At 42.9% G+C, this 13,372-nt stretch carries 14 protein-coding genes; 3 read left to right on the top strand and 11 right to left on the bottom strand.

What is annotated here, in order from left to right:
- Window positions 1-160: 160 nt before the first annotated feature.
- The 5 genes from LOR49_RS02780 to LOR49_RS02760 all read right to left on the bottom strand — a co-directional run bounded on the left by LOR49_RS02780 (window position 161) and on the right by LOR49_RS02760 (window position 5,575).
- Window positions 161-349: a hypothetical protein gene (locus tag LOR49_RS02780; RefSeq protein ID WP_240374580.1), complete on the bottom strand. Its 189-nt coding sequence runs from the start codon at window positions 347-349 to the stop codon at window positions 161-163.
- 165 nt (window positions 350-514) lie between these two features.
- On the bottom strand, window positions 515-2,863 hold the full coding sequence (locus tag LOR49_RS02775; RefSeq protein WP_240374579.1) for a DNA translocase FtsK: 2,349 nt from the start codon (window positions 2,861-2,863) through the stop codon (window positions 515-517).
- Window positions 2,864-2,973: 110 nt separating this feature from the next.
- Complete coding sequence (gene ytpR / locus LOR49_RS02770) at window positions 2,974-3,597, bottom strand: YtpR family tRNA-binding protein (RefSeq protein WP_240374577.1); 624 nt, start codon at window positions 3,595-3,597, stop codon at window positions 2,974-2,976.
- Between the two features lie 61 nt (window positions 3,598-3,658).
- Window positions 3,659-4,465 carry a DUF1444 family protein gene (locus LOR49_RS02765; RefSeq protein WP_240374575.1) on the bottom strand — a complete coding sequence of 269 codons (807 nt, stop codon included), beginning with the start codon at window positions 4,463-4,465 and terminating at the stop codon, window positions 3,659-3,661.
- 99 nt (window positions 4,466-4,564) lie between these two features.
- The gene (locus tag LOR49_RS02760; protein WP_240374574.1) at window positions 4,565-5,575 is read right to left on the bottom strand and encodes a PTS sugar transporter subunit IIC; all 1,011 of its coding nucleotides are present in this window, start codon (window positions 5,573-5,575) and stop codon (window positions 4,565-4,567) included.
- A gap of 178 nt (window positions 5,576-5,753) precedes the next feature.
- Between LOR49_RS02760 and LOR49_RS02755 the strand changes: the two genes are divergently transcribed.
- The gene (locus tag LOR49_RS02755; RefSeq protein WP_240374573.1) at window positions 5,754-6,197 is read left to right on the top strand and encodes a YtoQ family protein; all 444 of its coding nucleotides are present in this window, start codon (window positions 5,754-5,756) and stop codon (window positions 6,195-6,197) included.
- A 367-nt stretch (window positions 6,198-6,564) separates the two neighbouring features.
- On the opposite strand, the gene LOR49_RS02750 is transcribed toward LOR49_RS02755, so the two are convergent.
- Window positions 6,565-7,077 carry a DUF84 family protein gene (locus LOR49_RS02750; RefSeq protein WP_338021113.1) on the bottom strand — a complete coding sequence of 171 codons (513 nt, stop codon included), beginning with the start codon at window positions 7,075-7,077 and terminating at the stop codon, window positions 6,565-6,567.
- Complete coding sequence (locus LOR49_RS02745; RefSeq protein ID WP_240374978.1) at window positions 7,077-8,150, bottom strand: M42 family metallopeptidase; 1,074 nt, start codon at window positions 8,148-8,150, stop codon at window positions 7,077-7,079. Before LOR49_RS02745 ends, LOR49_RS02750 begins: the two co-directional genes overlap by 1 nt.
- A 146-nt stretch (window positions 8,151-8,296) precedes the next feature.
- Here LOR49_RS02745 and LOR49_RS02740 point away from each other — a divergent pair, with 146 nt between their 5' ends.
- Window positions 8,297-8,602: a PepSY domain-containing protein gene (locus LOR49_RS02740; RefSeq protein ID WP_240374572.1), complete on the top strand. Its 306-nt coding sequence runs from the start codon at window positions 8,297-8,299 to the stop codon at window positions 8,600-8,602.
- 68 nt (window positions 8,603-8,670) lie between these two features.
- Here the strand turns inward: LOR49_RS02740 and LOR49_RS02735 are convergent, their stop codons facing one another.
- The 3 genes from LOR49_RS02735 to LOR49_RS02725 all read right to left on the bottom strand — a co-directional run bounded on the left by LOR49_RS02735 (window position 8,671) and on the right by LOR49_RS02725 (window position 11,122).
- Window positions 8,671-9,513: a YtnP family quorum-quenching lactonase gene (locus LOR49_RS02735; protein WP_240374571.1), complete on the bottom strand. Its 843-nt coding sequence runs from the start codon at window positions 9,511-9,513 to the stop codon at window positions 8,671-8,673.
- Window positions 9,514-9,626: 113 nt separating this feature from the next.
- Window positions 9,627-10,277: a tRNA (guanosine(46)-N7)-methyltransferase TrmB gene (gene trmB, locus LOR49_RS02730; protein WP_240374570.1), complete on the bottom strand. Its 651-nt coding sequence runs from the start codon at window positions 10,275-10,277 to the stop codon at window positions 9,627-9,629.
- The gene (locus LOR49_RS02725; protein WP_240374568.1) at window positions 10,274-11,122 is read right to left on the bottom strand and encodes a phosphotransferase family protein; all 849 of its coding nucleotides are present in this window, start codon (window positions 11,120-11,122) and stop codon (window positions 10,274-10,276) included. The genes trmB and LOR49_RS02725 overlap by 4 nt, the downstream gene beginning before the upstream one ends.
- 356 nt (window positions 11,123-11,478) lie before the next feature.
- Here LOR49_RS02725 and purU point away from each other — a divergent pair, with 356 nt between their 5' ends.
- Window positions 11,479-12,351, top strand: coding sequence for a formyltetrahydrofolate deformylase (purU, locus tag LOR49_RS02720; protein ID WP_240374566.1), 873 nt, complete (start codon window positions 11,479-11,481; stop codon window positions 12,349-12,351).
- Between the two features lie 56 nt (window positions 12,352-12,407).
- Here purU and LOR49_RS02715 read toward each other — a convergent pair whose 3' ends face one another.
- Window positions 12,408-13,352, bottom strand: a complete 945-nt coding sequence (locus LOR49_RS02715) for a nuclease-related domain-containing protein (protein WP_240374565.1) — start codon at window positions 13,350-13,352, stop codon at window positions 12,408-12,410.
- Window positions 13,353-13,372: the final 20 nt, after the last annotated feature.

Below are 13,372 nucleotides of genomic sequence, written 5' to 3'. Positions count from 1 at the left end.
GTATATACATTGACAGCAGCCGACGTGCGTCTTGAAATTTATTCCTTCCCGTATTGTGTCTATCCTTCACCTTTTTATTCAGAAAGAAACTGTCTCAATAGGAGGTTAGGAAGCTGTCGTGCATCCGTCTACCCCTCTTGAGACAGTTCTCCAAAATCTTTTAATGAACCACAGAATCTTTGCAGCGTTCCATGATTACAGCTCCTACAATTTCTTGTACGTCTGTCTTACTCATTTCCCGCAAACCATCCTGAAGTACAATAGGAACATGACGTTCTTCCTCTTTTAACAATTCTAAAGCTTTCGGATACATAAATCCTACCAAAATATCTAGCTGAATCTGTTCCATAAGAGATCCTCCTTTATTGGTGAGAGTCTACTTACGTAAAATTCAGCCTCTGCTGCGACAATAACGGCAACGGTACTGGATTGTTAGATTGTCAAAAGGCTGGTTTTAATGCGATGGTTCTGTGTAACTCTTATCTTATAGGACCCACGCCAAGTTGACAAGAGATTAAACGGTAATGGTGTCTTCAATCTCCCGAGCCGTCATCAAAACCCGGCGTGGTTTACTTCCCATTGATTCTGATATGATCCCTTTTGCTTCCATTAAATCGATTAACTTGGCAGCTCGATTATACCCGATGGAAAAGCGTCTTTGCAAAAGGGAGGAAGAGGCGCTTCCCTGCTCTGCAACAAACTGACATGCCTCATGAAACAAATCATCCGTGTTTTCTAGACTGTCAGATCTCTTCTTCAAGTCCGCTTGGTTAAATAAAAAAGACGGTTTCTGCTGGACTTTTACAAAATCCGTCACTCGGTCGATTTCTTCATCTGTTACAAATGCCCCTTGTACCCGAATCGGTTTTGGCGTGCCATTTTCATAGAAAAGCATATCACCTTTGCCAATAAGCCTTTCTGCTCCACCTATATCCAGGATCGTACGCGAATCCGCTTGTGAGGAAACAGCAAATGCTGTTCTGCTTGGAATATTCGCCTTGATTAACCCTGTTATTACGTCAACAGAAGGCCGTTGTGTTGCTAGTAACAAATGTATGCCGCAAGCTCTTGCCTTTTGAGCAATCCGGCAGATCGCTTCTTCCACCTCCTGCGGGGAAACCATCATAAGATCGGCCAGTTCATCAATGATGATGACGATGTACGGCATTTTTTGAGCATATTGCTGCCGCTTCACCATTTGCTCATTGTATTTTTTAATATCTCTTACTCCTTCATGTGCCAGCTTTTCATAACGAGCATCCATTTCTTCTACTGCCCATTTCAACGCAGCAGTTGCCTCTTTTGCATCATTGATCACCGGTGTCACTAAATGTGGAACATCCTTATAAGACGCAAGCTCTACCATTTTTGGATCAATCAGTATCAGCTTCACTTCATCCGGGCGTGCTTTGTACAAAAGACTAAGCAGTACAGAATTAATACATACACTTTTCCCAGAGCCCGTCGCCCCCGCTATTAACCCGTGCGGCATTTTTTGCAAGTCAGCGACAACCGGGTTCCCAGAGATATCAAGCCCCATCGCTACGGTTAAAGGGGACGTGCTGCGCGTAAATACATCACTTTTTAAAATTTCACTTAGTAGTACAGCTTTGCTTTCCAAATTAGGCACTTCGATACCGATCGCTTTTTTTCCCGGTATCGGCGCTTCCATTCGGAGGTCTTTCGCTGCCAATGCCAGTTTAAGATCGTCCGCTAAGTTAGTTATCTTATTTACCTTTACCCCGGCTTCAGGCTGCACTTCAAAACGGGTAACAGCCGGCCCCTTTGTAACATCTGTCACTCTTGCTTTAACATTAAAGCTATGAAGCGTTTCTTCCAGCCGAGTTTTTTGAGCTAGAAGCACATCCGCTCCAGTATCTTTCATCAGCGATGGTGATTTTAATAAGGTTAGCGAAGGAAACTGGTACCGTTGACCGCTTTGCCTGTTTTCTGTTGACTGAATGACAGAGTTTTTTTTGTTTTTAGCGGGATACATAAGTACATTGTATGGTACACTATCTGCCTGCTTCGCTTTTGTATCACCAACTGTATTTTTTCTTTCTGCTGCTTCCTGTCTGCGGCGCTCTTTTCTGTTTAGCATCGGCGGCTTCTGTGCAAGGACTTCCTCTTCCTCACCGTTAGCTGTATCCTGTCTCACGTCCATGTCTTTTTCTGAATGCCAGCTAGCAGACGTTGTGGCTTCTCCCGTTCGTTCCTCCCGCTCCGTCTCTTGTTCTCTGCTTTTTTCAACGGGGACTCCTTTATCCGAACTAGAAACCGACTCTGGATCATTCTTCATACTATATTCTGATTCCTCCGAGTCATGACGCTCTCTTTCCTGACTAACCAGGAGATGATCATTTTTTTCTGTATTCATTTTGTGAATGGAGTTTGATTTTCTTTTTAAACTATCCGGATGAAGTACTGCCTTTTCAAAGCCAAACACCGGCGACGGTATGTCTTTAGCCGCAAAATTACTTCCTTGAAAGTAATTTTGTGGTGACCGCTCCAATTCCCAATTTTCGCTGATCCATTTTTCCGACAAAGAAGTCTGCTTGCTTTCAAAAGCTTCTCCCGGGGGTTCCTCCTCTTTCTTTAATACTTTCAAGTGCTCCTCGTGTTCGTTGTTAAAGACAGAAGACAGTTCCTCCTTATCGGCATACTCTTGTTTTGGATAGTGGTGCACCATTTTTACTGAGGTGCTTTCCCTGCTTATAACACGGGGAGCCTTTTCATGAAATCCTTTGTAAACGGAAGGACTAGAAGCTAAAGAATCGTTCTTTCCAGATCCTGTGTCTCCATACTCTTCCCCAAACAAAAAACGGCGTACTTTTGTGATTATATGTTGAAAGGAACCGGCCATATAACTATCCCCTCTTTTTTCTAGTTACTTCTATTTATTGTAAAGGAGCATGAAAAAAACCACTAGTCCCTACAAGTGGTTTTTTTAAAAATAATAGGTTTGTCTTAGATTTACTGCGTGGTAGCATACTGGACTAGAAAATCTCCTCCTGTTTCATAATGATCGTCCAGTACTAAAATTCCCTTTTCTACTGGGGCATCTGCTAAAACCAGTTCCTTTGCAGAACAGATCATTCCATTAGAAGCTACTCCTCGGAGTTTTGATTTTTTAATTTTCATTCCTGTCGGCATCGTGGCACCGGGTACGGCGACGACAACCTTTTGACCTTTATCTACATTCGGTGCTCCGCATACAATCTGCAAAGTATTATCACCGGTATCTACCTGGCATACACTGAGCTTGTCTGCATCTGGATGTTTTTTCTTCTCTTTCACAAAACCAACAACGAAAGATGGCTTCTCAGGCAGCTCCAGTTTGTCTGGGAAATCATTCTCCGTGAGGGCTTTTCGTATTAGTGTTACATTTTCCTCCGTGAGGGGGAGCATTCCTTTTCCTTTAACGCGGCCATATTTCGAAGCATTGAATATATGGTATCCAACTGTATTACCATTATCCTTGTGATATAGCCTGGCTACATCCCCTTTACGTTCAACCAGCCGCTGTTCTTTGTCTATTTCCTTTAAAGAAACAAGTAGTGTATCCCCAATGCCGCGTTCGTTGTAAAATATGTTCATTTTTACCTGGTTCTCCTTTATCCGTCAGTTTTTCCAACGTCCATTGTACCACAAAGAAAGCTTATTTTTTATCTTCGTTTGGTTTCTTGCGTGCCAAAATAAAAATTGGTTCTAATTTGTGATTTTCATACAAAAATGGCAGTGCAGTAATTGGCACACGTCCGTCTGAATAAAAACGAAAAGCCATTTGTCCCAATATATCGTAGCCCTCTTTATTATTCAGTTCAGCAATAATCATTACATCCTGATGAGGAACAGCGATGGCTGTATCACCCGACATTTTTTCCGTCACTTTTTCCACAAATGCTTCATTCAACAGCCTACTGGCATCATATCCATCGTTCGTATTAACAAAATGAAAGGTATTTCCCGCCACGTGATCTGTTTTATATGAAGTCTTTAAACCACGCACGTTAAACAACGCGAGCTCTTTAATCTGCTCTGGGGTGTAACCTTCCCGTGTAATTGTTTCATTTTCGAGCATCGTGTACGCTTCGCCCATATCAAGTGCGTAATAAATTCTTGTTTCAGCAGTATGTTCGGTGTACAGAAGTTCCTTACCGTCTTTTGTTTCGGTAGGAAACGAGGTCGAACGCAGCACGGGTAAAATATACTTCTCTTTCCCTTCTAATGTGACCTCTCTTGCCATCACTTCAAAAGAGGTACGTATAAAATGTACAGAATCATCCAGTGCTTGTTGCTGGTTGTTCGTATTTTTAGCAAGTAACTTGTTTAAATCGAGATCGACTCCTTTCTTCAATTTCGTGTGCTCGACACGCAAAACTCCTTTATCTTTATCAAACGAAAAAGTATGATTATCTCCAGCAAGCTGCTTTTCCAATTTAGTACGGAATTCCGTTATATTCACACTATCTCCTCCTGGAAACAGTTTAACATGATCATCAGCTTCCTCCAAAAACGACGAAGGGCACCCGCCTTTTTGGACGAGTGCCGGAACCGTAAATTACTATCCTAGTTCAATCTTCATGTCCCCATAGTGAATCCATTTTTTCTTGCGCATCCATTCGGAAATCACAAAACTAATGACCGCTGGACCAATGATTTGTAAAAGGAGAATACTCCAAAACACCTCAGCGCTAAACCCCATGACGGAAAAAGTCATCATTTGGCCGACAAATCCACTCGTTCCCATACCTGCCCCTGCTGCATTATTTTCCATTAGAAATACCATTGTTGAAAGGGGTGCAAATACTGCCGCCGCAACCGTGGGCGGAATTAATATTGCTGGTTTTTTTATAATATTTGGCACTTGCAGCATGGACGTCCCAATTCCAAGCGCAGCCAAACCACCAACTCCATTTTCTCTATAGCTGCTGACCGCAAAGCCGACCATTTGTGCACAGCAGCCTACAGTGGCTGCTCCAGCAGCGATTCCTTCTAAATTAAGCATAAGTGCAATCGCTGCACTGGAAATGGGCGCGGTTAACGCAAGTCCCATCAAAATGGCTACGATAATTCCCATCGTAAATGGTCTTAGTTCCGTTGCCCACATAATCAACTCTCCAAAACCAATTAAACCACTGTTTATTACAGGTCCTATAAAGTATGCGACGACAAAACCTGTAAAGATAGTGACAAAGGGAGTAACCACGATATCCAATTTCGTTTCCTTTGAGACCAGTTTTCCGATCTCAACCGACACTAATGCTGCAAGAAAAGCACCGGCGGGGCCACCTAGATCCGCCCCAGCTGTTCCGCTGGCCACAGCAGCAAATAGGATTAGCGGGGGGGCCTGCAATCCATAGGCGACTGCCACTCCAATTGCCGGCCCAGTCAAATCCATTGCAAGCTGTCCCATATCAACGAAAAATGACCAATTCAGCTGTTCCCCTATCGTTTTAATAATTAACCCGATAATCAATGAAGCAAACAGACCTAACGCCATATAACTTAACGACGTTACTGCGTATGTCTTTACAGATAAATTTACACCCTTACGTAAAAAAAAAGACTTCACGTCACTTCTCTCCTTACTCCCCAGATGTATTCGCTTTGTGATTGAGTTCACATAACCATCATACTTGTTTGCTTTTATCATGACAAGCATATTATGATGATTGCGAAAGGAAGTTTTTAAAATGGCTGTTTTCTCAGTATGTTACGAAAAGCAGCCATCATTAAGGGAGGATAAACGGATGGAACTAAATGTGTATTTAGCGGGACAGATTCATGATGACTGGCGGGCTGAATTACGGGAGCAGGCGGAGAAAATGAACTTACCTGTGACCTTTTTAGGACCAATGGAAAACCACGAGCGCTCCGACAACATTGGCGAGGAAATTCTCGGCACACAGCCTAATGACGTTTTGAAGGATGAAGCGGCATCCAGTCTAAACAATCTGAGAACGAGCATCCTGATGGAGAAGGCTGACGTAGTGATTGCTCTTTTCGGTGAAAAATATAAACAATGGAATACGGCAATGGATGCGGGAGCTGCTGTTGCATTAGGAAAACCTCTTATCCTCATTCGACCACAAGCCCTTCACCATCCTGTGAAAGAGCTTGCTAATAAAGCTCAAGTTGTCGTGGAAAACAGTGAACAGGCACTTAAAGCCTTGTCTTATGTATTTGAAGATTAAGAAAGTAAGGTTTGCAGAAAAGGGGCTGGGACAAAAATATATTATCCATAAGAATCATGGGAACGATTGCTAACAATAAAAGAAGTACCTTTTAATGTCATTCCGTCAAAATACTTCGCTTTCCGCGGGCACGGCCTCGGGCCAATAGGATGTTGGTCACAAAGGCGTTGCCACAGGACGTGGCGATCTTGGCCTTTGTTCCTCCGTCTCGGTTGAGTTTTCTTCGGCTCGTGCTGTTCCCGCAGGAGTCTTCGTATTTTGACTACACTTAGAATAAACTCTTAGTGTTATGCTTTTCAGTAACCTGCTTTATATTTGTCCCAGCTGATACTAGAAGATTCATTTTTGAATCTTCCAGTATCTTTACCTAATTTTGTGTGAAAAAGAGCCATTGTCCATGGAGAAGGCTCACAATATGCGCAAACATATCGGCTCTCTCGACCTTACCATTGGAAAAAATACCGACAGCCCCTTCATGATGGCTGATCCCTTCACGCTCCGTGTACTCGATCATTACTGTTTTTAACTCTTTTCCCTCGTAAAGGCCATTCGCCACGTCCTTCGGGAGAAGAATTTTAGCTCCAGCCGCAGTAAAAACATTACCACCTTGATCCGTAAGTGCCCCCCAGTTACATAAGTACAGACCATCGGACATCGGCTGCACCCCGCCCTCTAGTCCAATACCGATATCCGTGCGGAATTGATCCATCACTGCTTTCGCGCGGTTCACCGCTCCTGTTTTTGTCTCCTCTTCAGAAAACGGCTGGGCTGACACCGTGCTCTTTACCGGACAGCTTGTAATCTCATGTTTTTCTGTACTGAAAACAGCCGCAACTGCTTGCTTTTTCGCTTCATTGTTTGACCCTATCCCAATTATCACTATACATTCTTCCTTATCTGTTCAAGTGTACTGTTATCCGTTGTTTCTACAAGTTTGATAATTAACTCTTTTGCGGCAGCGTAGTCGTCAACATGCAGAATGGATGCGGCGGTATGAATATAGCGGGAGCACACACCAATTACTGCGGACGGGATCCCTTCATTCGCAATGTGAACTCTGCCGGCATCGGTCCCGCCTTGCGAGACAAAGTACTGATAAGGGATACTGTTGGACTCTGCTGTATCCAAAACGAAATCCCGCATGCCGCGGTGAGTGACCATCGTGCGGTCAAAAATCCGTAAAAGAGCGCCGCTTCCCAATTTTCCGAACGCCTCTTTTCCTCCAGTCGCATCATTGGCTGGACTTGCATCAAGTGCATAAAAGATGTCCGGTTTAATCAAATGCGCCGCTGTTACCGCTCCTCTTAAACCAACTTCTTCTTGCACGGTAGCGCCGGAATATAAGACGTTCGGATGTGGTTTGTCTTGCATTTCCTTGAGAAGTTCAATGGCTAGTCCGACCCCGTAACGGTTATCCCATGCTTTGGCCAAAATCTTTTTCCTGTTAGCCATCGGTGTAAAGGGACAGATTGGCACGATTTGCTGTCCTGGTTTGATGCGTATATTCTCCGCATCTTCTTTATCATCAGCGCCAATGTCTATGTACATTTTACTAAGCGGCATTGGTTTCTGGCGTTGTGATTCTTGCAGCAGGTGAGGCGGCGTCGACCCAATCACACCGACCACTGGACCCAGCTCCGTTATGATGTGGACACGTTGAGCGAGCAACACTTGACTCCACCAGCCTCCTAGTGGTTCAAAACGTATCAATCCTTCTTTTGTTACCGACTTTACCATAAATCCGACTTCATCCATGTGACCGGCAACTAGCACCCGCGGGCCAGCTTCCGCCCCTTTCTTCATTCCAAATATGCTCCCGAGCTTGTCCTGAATAATCTCTTCGCTATATTTACTCAGTTCGCCTCTTACGAAAGCGCGCACTTCATGTTCATGCCCAGAAGCACCGGACAGTTCCGTTAACGTCTTAAACATACGTAGTGTTTCTTCCTTCATCATTCACTCCTCCTTTATCGATTTGTGCATAAAACCCATTTTACTGCAGGCACCTCACATTTTCTACTATCGTGGCAATTATGGTTTGGAATTTAGAAAATTTTGAGCTATACTTGAGAAAATGTGAATGAAAGGCTGGTTTTACAATGAAAGCTAGAGATGTCTTAATTGGTGTGGCTGTTGGTTTCCTTGCGGGTTACACACTTAAAGAGTATACCGGAAATGAACAAATTTCGCCGGAGAAAGCCTTGAAAACTGTAAAGGAAAATATCCAAGGTCAAATCCCTATTAATGGATCTTGGATACATATGACCACCGAAAATTACAAAAAAGATAATCTCGAATACAACGTCTATCGCGGCGGTATATCGAGTACAAAAGACGGAGATACAAAACAAATGGACTTCATCGTAGATGCGAAAACAGGCACCATTCTCGAACTAACCTCTTAGTAGTCTTGTTACCCGCTGTATCGCGACAGAGCCGCTCCTTCCAAGAAGAGAGCGGCTTATCTTTATGTTTAGGCTCTCTTTTCCAATACCTGCTTCACGCCTCCCATGCTGTCATACTGTATTGCCCGGACAGCACAATCATGATAAAAACTAAACCATGCCTCGTTATTATACCCAATGTCCATATACCGTTGTTTCACGGCAATGGAATCCATCGGATAGTCATCATAAGCCATTACCCAAAGTACGTTTTGATGAGCGCGAGTTGCCATATTATCAGACATGTGTATAAGCATTTCATCGCCCTGTTCAATCGAGACGATGCTTAACCCATTACTGTGACCGCCAGTATGTGTCATTCTTATTCCCGGTGCCAGCTCTATTTCTTCGGTGAATGTCTGTACCTGTTCCTTAATTGGCTTCCAGTTCTGCTCCCAATATGTATTACGAGAGCGAATGTTTGGTTTTTTCATCTCCTCCCATTCTATGTCGGAAACGTAAATGACAGCGTTCTCAAATGCAGGCAATTCTTCCCCTGACTGACGTTTCACAAGACCTGTCGCATGGTCAAAATGCATGTGTGTCATGAGCACACCATCAATATCTGCAGGGCTCAACCCGAACTCTCGCAAATCTTCCACCACAAATGATTCCTCAGAAATGCCCTGATTCTTCATAGTCTTCTCACTGATTCGACCGTTCCCTAAACCTGCATCAATGAGCATTGTTTTTCCATTCCCTTGTACTAAAATGGGGTCCGTCCGTAATTCAACTTGGTTTTTTTCGTTAGCTGGGTATTTCTTGGACCATAACGGTTTCGGTACCACTCCAAACATGGCTCCTCCATCCAGATGTGTCACTCCACCGCGCAGCCACGTCAACGTATAATCCCCTATTGGTAACTGTTCCATATAGTCCCCCTTGAATGCGTTTTCATTCTTCCATTCTAGCATAATAACAGCTACCCTAAAGGTAAAGTAAAAAACCTTCCCATACGTGACATACAGGGAAGGCAGAAATACATTCATATTTTATTTGGAAAAGCTGCTTCCAATCGATAGATCGGCTGGCCTTTTTTCGTAAATTTTTCTTCATATTCAGTCATCACATTTTTCGCACACTGTTCTTCTTGGTGAAGATCTAGGGAAATATTTTTCAACATTAGTCCATATTGTGATAGGCTCTCAATGGAATATTCAAACAGACCTTGGTTGTCTGTCTTTAAATGAATCTCGCCTCCGGGTCGCAAAACTTTTTCATATAATGCTAGAAAAGACGAGTAGGTGAGACGTCTTTTTTCATGGCGCTTCTTTGGCCACGGATCCGTGAAATTAACGTACAGTCGGTCAATTTCTCCTAAATGAAAATAATCCAGTAAATCTGCTGCGTTTCCTAGTATGAATTTTAGATTAGGGGATGAACCGGCAACTGCACGCTCTACTGCAGTCACTAATACACTCTCAAATTTTTCCAAACCTATAAAATTGACATCAGAGTACAGTTTGCTCATTTCATTTAAAAACTGACCTTTACCGGTACCCACTTCCACAAAAAGCGGATTCTCATTCCCAAATATTTCCCGCCAGTTCTGCTGCTTTTGGGCCAGAGAAGTTAATACATATTCTGGTTGATTTTCCAAATAATCTTTTGCCCACGGCTTATGACGAAGTCTCATGACATCTCCTCCTTCAACCCTAAAAACGGATTGTCCCATAATATCTGCAGCTGCTGCTTCCATGATTCGGCTAGTTGTGGATGTGTATGATAATAAAAAAGAACATGATAAAGGGTATGTGATATGACATACCAGTACATCCGTCTTTGCAGATTATTAGTCAAGGAAACACCATAGTAAGAAAGCCATTCTTCCCACTTACTGCGCGGGATATACTCGTACAGTAACAGTCCAAGATCAAAGGCAGGATCGGCCACCGTGGCCCCGTCCCAATCAATGAGATACAGTTCACGGTCGGAATTCATCATCCAATTATTATGATTAATATCACAATGACAAACTACCATACAGGGAGGCGCGACTTGGTCCCTGTGCGCGATAAGGTACTCAACAGCTTTTAATAAAATAGAGGGGGAGGCACCTGTTGCAGTAAGTTGGTTCTTTAGATTTTCTGTGATCGTGTAAGGTGTCAAAGGTTCATTCCCAATCCGCTTAAACATATCCAACAGTTCACTTGAAGAATGAATTTTACTTAAAAGTCTTGCTACATTAGGTCGATCCATATCACGTTGGCTAAGTTCACGGCCATCCACCCAGCGCTGAGCGGTGATGACATCCCCATTTTCTAATCGTTTCGTCCACAAAAGTTTCGGTACAATACCTTCTGCTGACAAAACAGCTAAAAACGGTGATGAGTTTCGTTTCAAAAACAGTTTTTGCTGATCTGAGCTGGCAATATAGGCTTCTCCGGTAGAACCCCCGGCAGGCTTTACTATCCATCCTTCTTCAAGTAAAGATTCCAACACCGTCACTCTCGTTTTCGTTAATTGTTCATAATTGTTCATGGCGCAACCCTTTTCTCAATTTTTACTGCAATTGTACGTAGAAGTAAGCAGAGCCTCTTCCCCGTGCCCTGCTTAGCGTATAGTAGAACATAACAAATCTCTCTCCGTTCAAGTGTCTGAGTGAGTCGCTTTTTATAGTATCAAGAAGCGCTTTAATCGTCAATGTTGACATACAGGCCATACTTTTTTTTAACAGGAAGGAATGATAAAGTATAGAGATAAGCATGGGCGCCTGCTGCCGTTGGGATAAATGATAAGCTATCCAGATGAAACGGGCAGTTATACCCCCACTGAGGAAAGTTTCTTTTTATGCTAAGCTTACTATTATGAATGAAGAAAGCGGAGGTAACTATTTCATGACAACTTCAGAATTAACTAATCAAGCACGTTTGCTCATTTCCTGTCATGACCAGCCAGGTATTGTTGCAGCTGTATCAGAATTCCTATATACAAAAGGTGCGAATATTATCCAATCGGATCAATACAGTACAGACCCGGAAGGCGGTATGTTTTTTATGCGGGTTGAATTTGCTTTACCTGCCTTTGAAGACCGTTTCCCTTCCGTTCAAATGGAATTCGCCGAAATTGCAAACAAGTTCCAAATAAACTGGCGCCTTGAAAGTGCGCGCAGAACAAAACGGATGGCTATTTTTGTTTCGAGAGAAGACCATTGTTTGCTAGAGCTCCTGTGGCGTTGGCGTTCTGGTGAATTATCCGTCGACATCCCTCTTGTAATCAGTAATCATCCCGATTTAAAAGAGATAGTGGAAAGTTACGACATTCCCTTTTATCATATTCCTGTAACAAAAGAAACGAAACCAGAAGCAGAGGCAAAAGCAATTAGTCTTATTACGGAACATGATGTTGATTTCATCGTCCTTGCACGATACATGCAAATACTGTCCCCTCACTTTGTAGAGACATTTGAACACCAGGTTATTAATATCCATCATTCCTTTTTACCTGCTTTTATCGGAGCTAACCCGTATAAAAAAGCTTTTGAGCGCGGTGTCAAATTAATCGGAGCTACTGCTCATTACGTTACAAATGATCTAGACGAAGGTCCAATTATCGAGCAGGAAGTCCTGAGAGTGAATCACCGTTACTCCACAGAAGATTTAAAAATAGCAGGAAGAAATGTGGAGAAAATAGCGCTCGCCCGTGCAGTTAACTGGCATGTGAACGATGAAGTGATTGTACATAAGAATAAAACATATATATTTAATTAACGAAAAAAGAAGCTGCCTTCCGCAGGTTACCTCTATTCTGCAGAAAGCAGCTTCTGTTATTCGGGGTTGCGTTCGGTTTGATTGTAGCGAGCCGAAGAGGTTGTAAACGATTGCCGCAATAGCTTTTCCGCAACTTCCAATTGCACTTTTTTTATAGGGGAAGGCTGTCGTTTCATTTTATCCAACCACATCTGATGATTTCTTTTATCTACCGTTTCTGTATGGACATTTGCGGAGTGGTAATCAATAAGCGATTGAGGCGATAATAACACCCGCTGTACAGGTAAACTTACTTGAAGAGGCTCCAACAAATCCCTGACCATCCTCGTCATCCGGTTTAAAGAGATTAATGGATTAATCACTCTTTTTCTCTTTTCGTCTACGAATTCAGTCCAGTACCTCCCCGTATCAGGACTGAATACACTGTTTGGCTTTCCCTCCAATACGCTTACCGTAAATATTTCAGTTGGACTGAGAAGAATGATTTCCATCTCCACAGGTGCTTTCTCTACTACTACTATTGGGTAGTACAATACCATATAATTATCCGGCAGTTCCCTCAATAAATAACGGAGTCGTTGATCATAGTAATACTTTGAATCCAGTTCCGATTCTTCCAGCAGTGAAGTACTCGCCCAATGCAATTGAGCTTGGTATAACTCTTCATAAAATAGTTCTTTTAATTCATCTAAAGATTTCCCGTGGTAATAATTGACAAGGCTGTCTTTTTCCTCTTCCTCTTCAATCTCAAGAGAACTCTTTTTGATAGTCAGTCTCTTCAAACGATCTACGGTTGCGGCAAAAAAACTTTTTTGTTCTTCTTCAAACCAGTTACTCGCCTCTAGTTCTTTATCCATCTCGGAAATTCTTGCGGCGCGAGACCAATCTTCTTTCATACGATGCCAGCGCTCTCGTTTTAAACGTGAAAACTGACTGGGATAACGTTGAATGTCATGTTCGTATCGAGAAGCATAGTCGGCTAACTTAATCAAATGGGCCACTTCTTCACCTTCTTCTTTTC

It is taken from the genome of Bacillus piscicola, from assembly GCF_022458745.1.
Lineage (GTDB): Bacteria > Bacillota > Bacilli > Bacillales > Marinococcaceae > Alteribacillus_A > Alteribacillus_A piscicola.
This window is presented reverse-complemented; position numbering and strand designations above follow the sequence as displayed.

What these genes read in the sequence shown, in the direction of transcription:
- LOR49_RS02780 (WP_240374580.1), bottom strand. Translation starts at nt 349, where the DNA reads ATGGAACAGATTCAGCTAGATATTTTGGTAGGATTTATGTATCCGAAA.
- LOR49_RS02775 (WP_240374579.1), bottom strand. Translation starts at nt 2,863, where the DNA reads ATGGCCGGTTCCTTTCAACATATAATCACAAAAGTACGCCGTTTTTTG.
- ytpR (WP_240374577.1), bottom strand. Translation starts at nt 3,597, where the DNA reads ATGAACATATTTTACAACGAACGCGGCATTGGGGATACACTACTTGTT.
- LOR49_RS02755 (WP_240374573.1), top strand. Translation starts at nt 5,754, where the DNA reads ATGGAACTAAATGTGTATTTAGCGGGACAGATTCATGATGACTGGCGG.
- LOR49_RS02745 (WP_240374978.1), bottom strand. Translation starts at nt 8,150, where the DNA reads ATGAAGGAAGAAACACTACGTATGTTTAAGACGTTAACGGAACTGTCC.
- LOR49_RS02740 (WP_240374572.1), top strand. Translation starts at nt 8,297, where the DNA reads ATGAAAGCTAGAGATGTCTTAATTGGTGTGGCTGTTGGTTTCCTTGCG.
- LOR49_RS02735 (WP_240374571.1), bottom strand. Translation starts at nt 9,513, where the DNA reads ATGGAACAGTTACCAATAGGGGATTATACGTTGACGTGGCTGCGCGGT.
- trmB (WP_240374570.1), bottom strand. Translation starts at nt 10,277, where the DNA reads ATGAGACTTCGTCATAAGCCGTGGGCAAAAGATTATTTGGAAAATCAA.
- LOR49_RS02725 (WP_240374568.1), bottom strand. Translation starts at nt 11,122, where the DNA reads ATGAACAATTATGAACAATTAACGAAAACGAGAGTGACGGTGTTGGAA.
- purU (WP_240374566.1), top strand. Translation starts at nt 11,479, where the DNA reads ATGACAACTTCAGAATTAACTAATCAAGCACGTTTGCTCATTTCCTGT.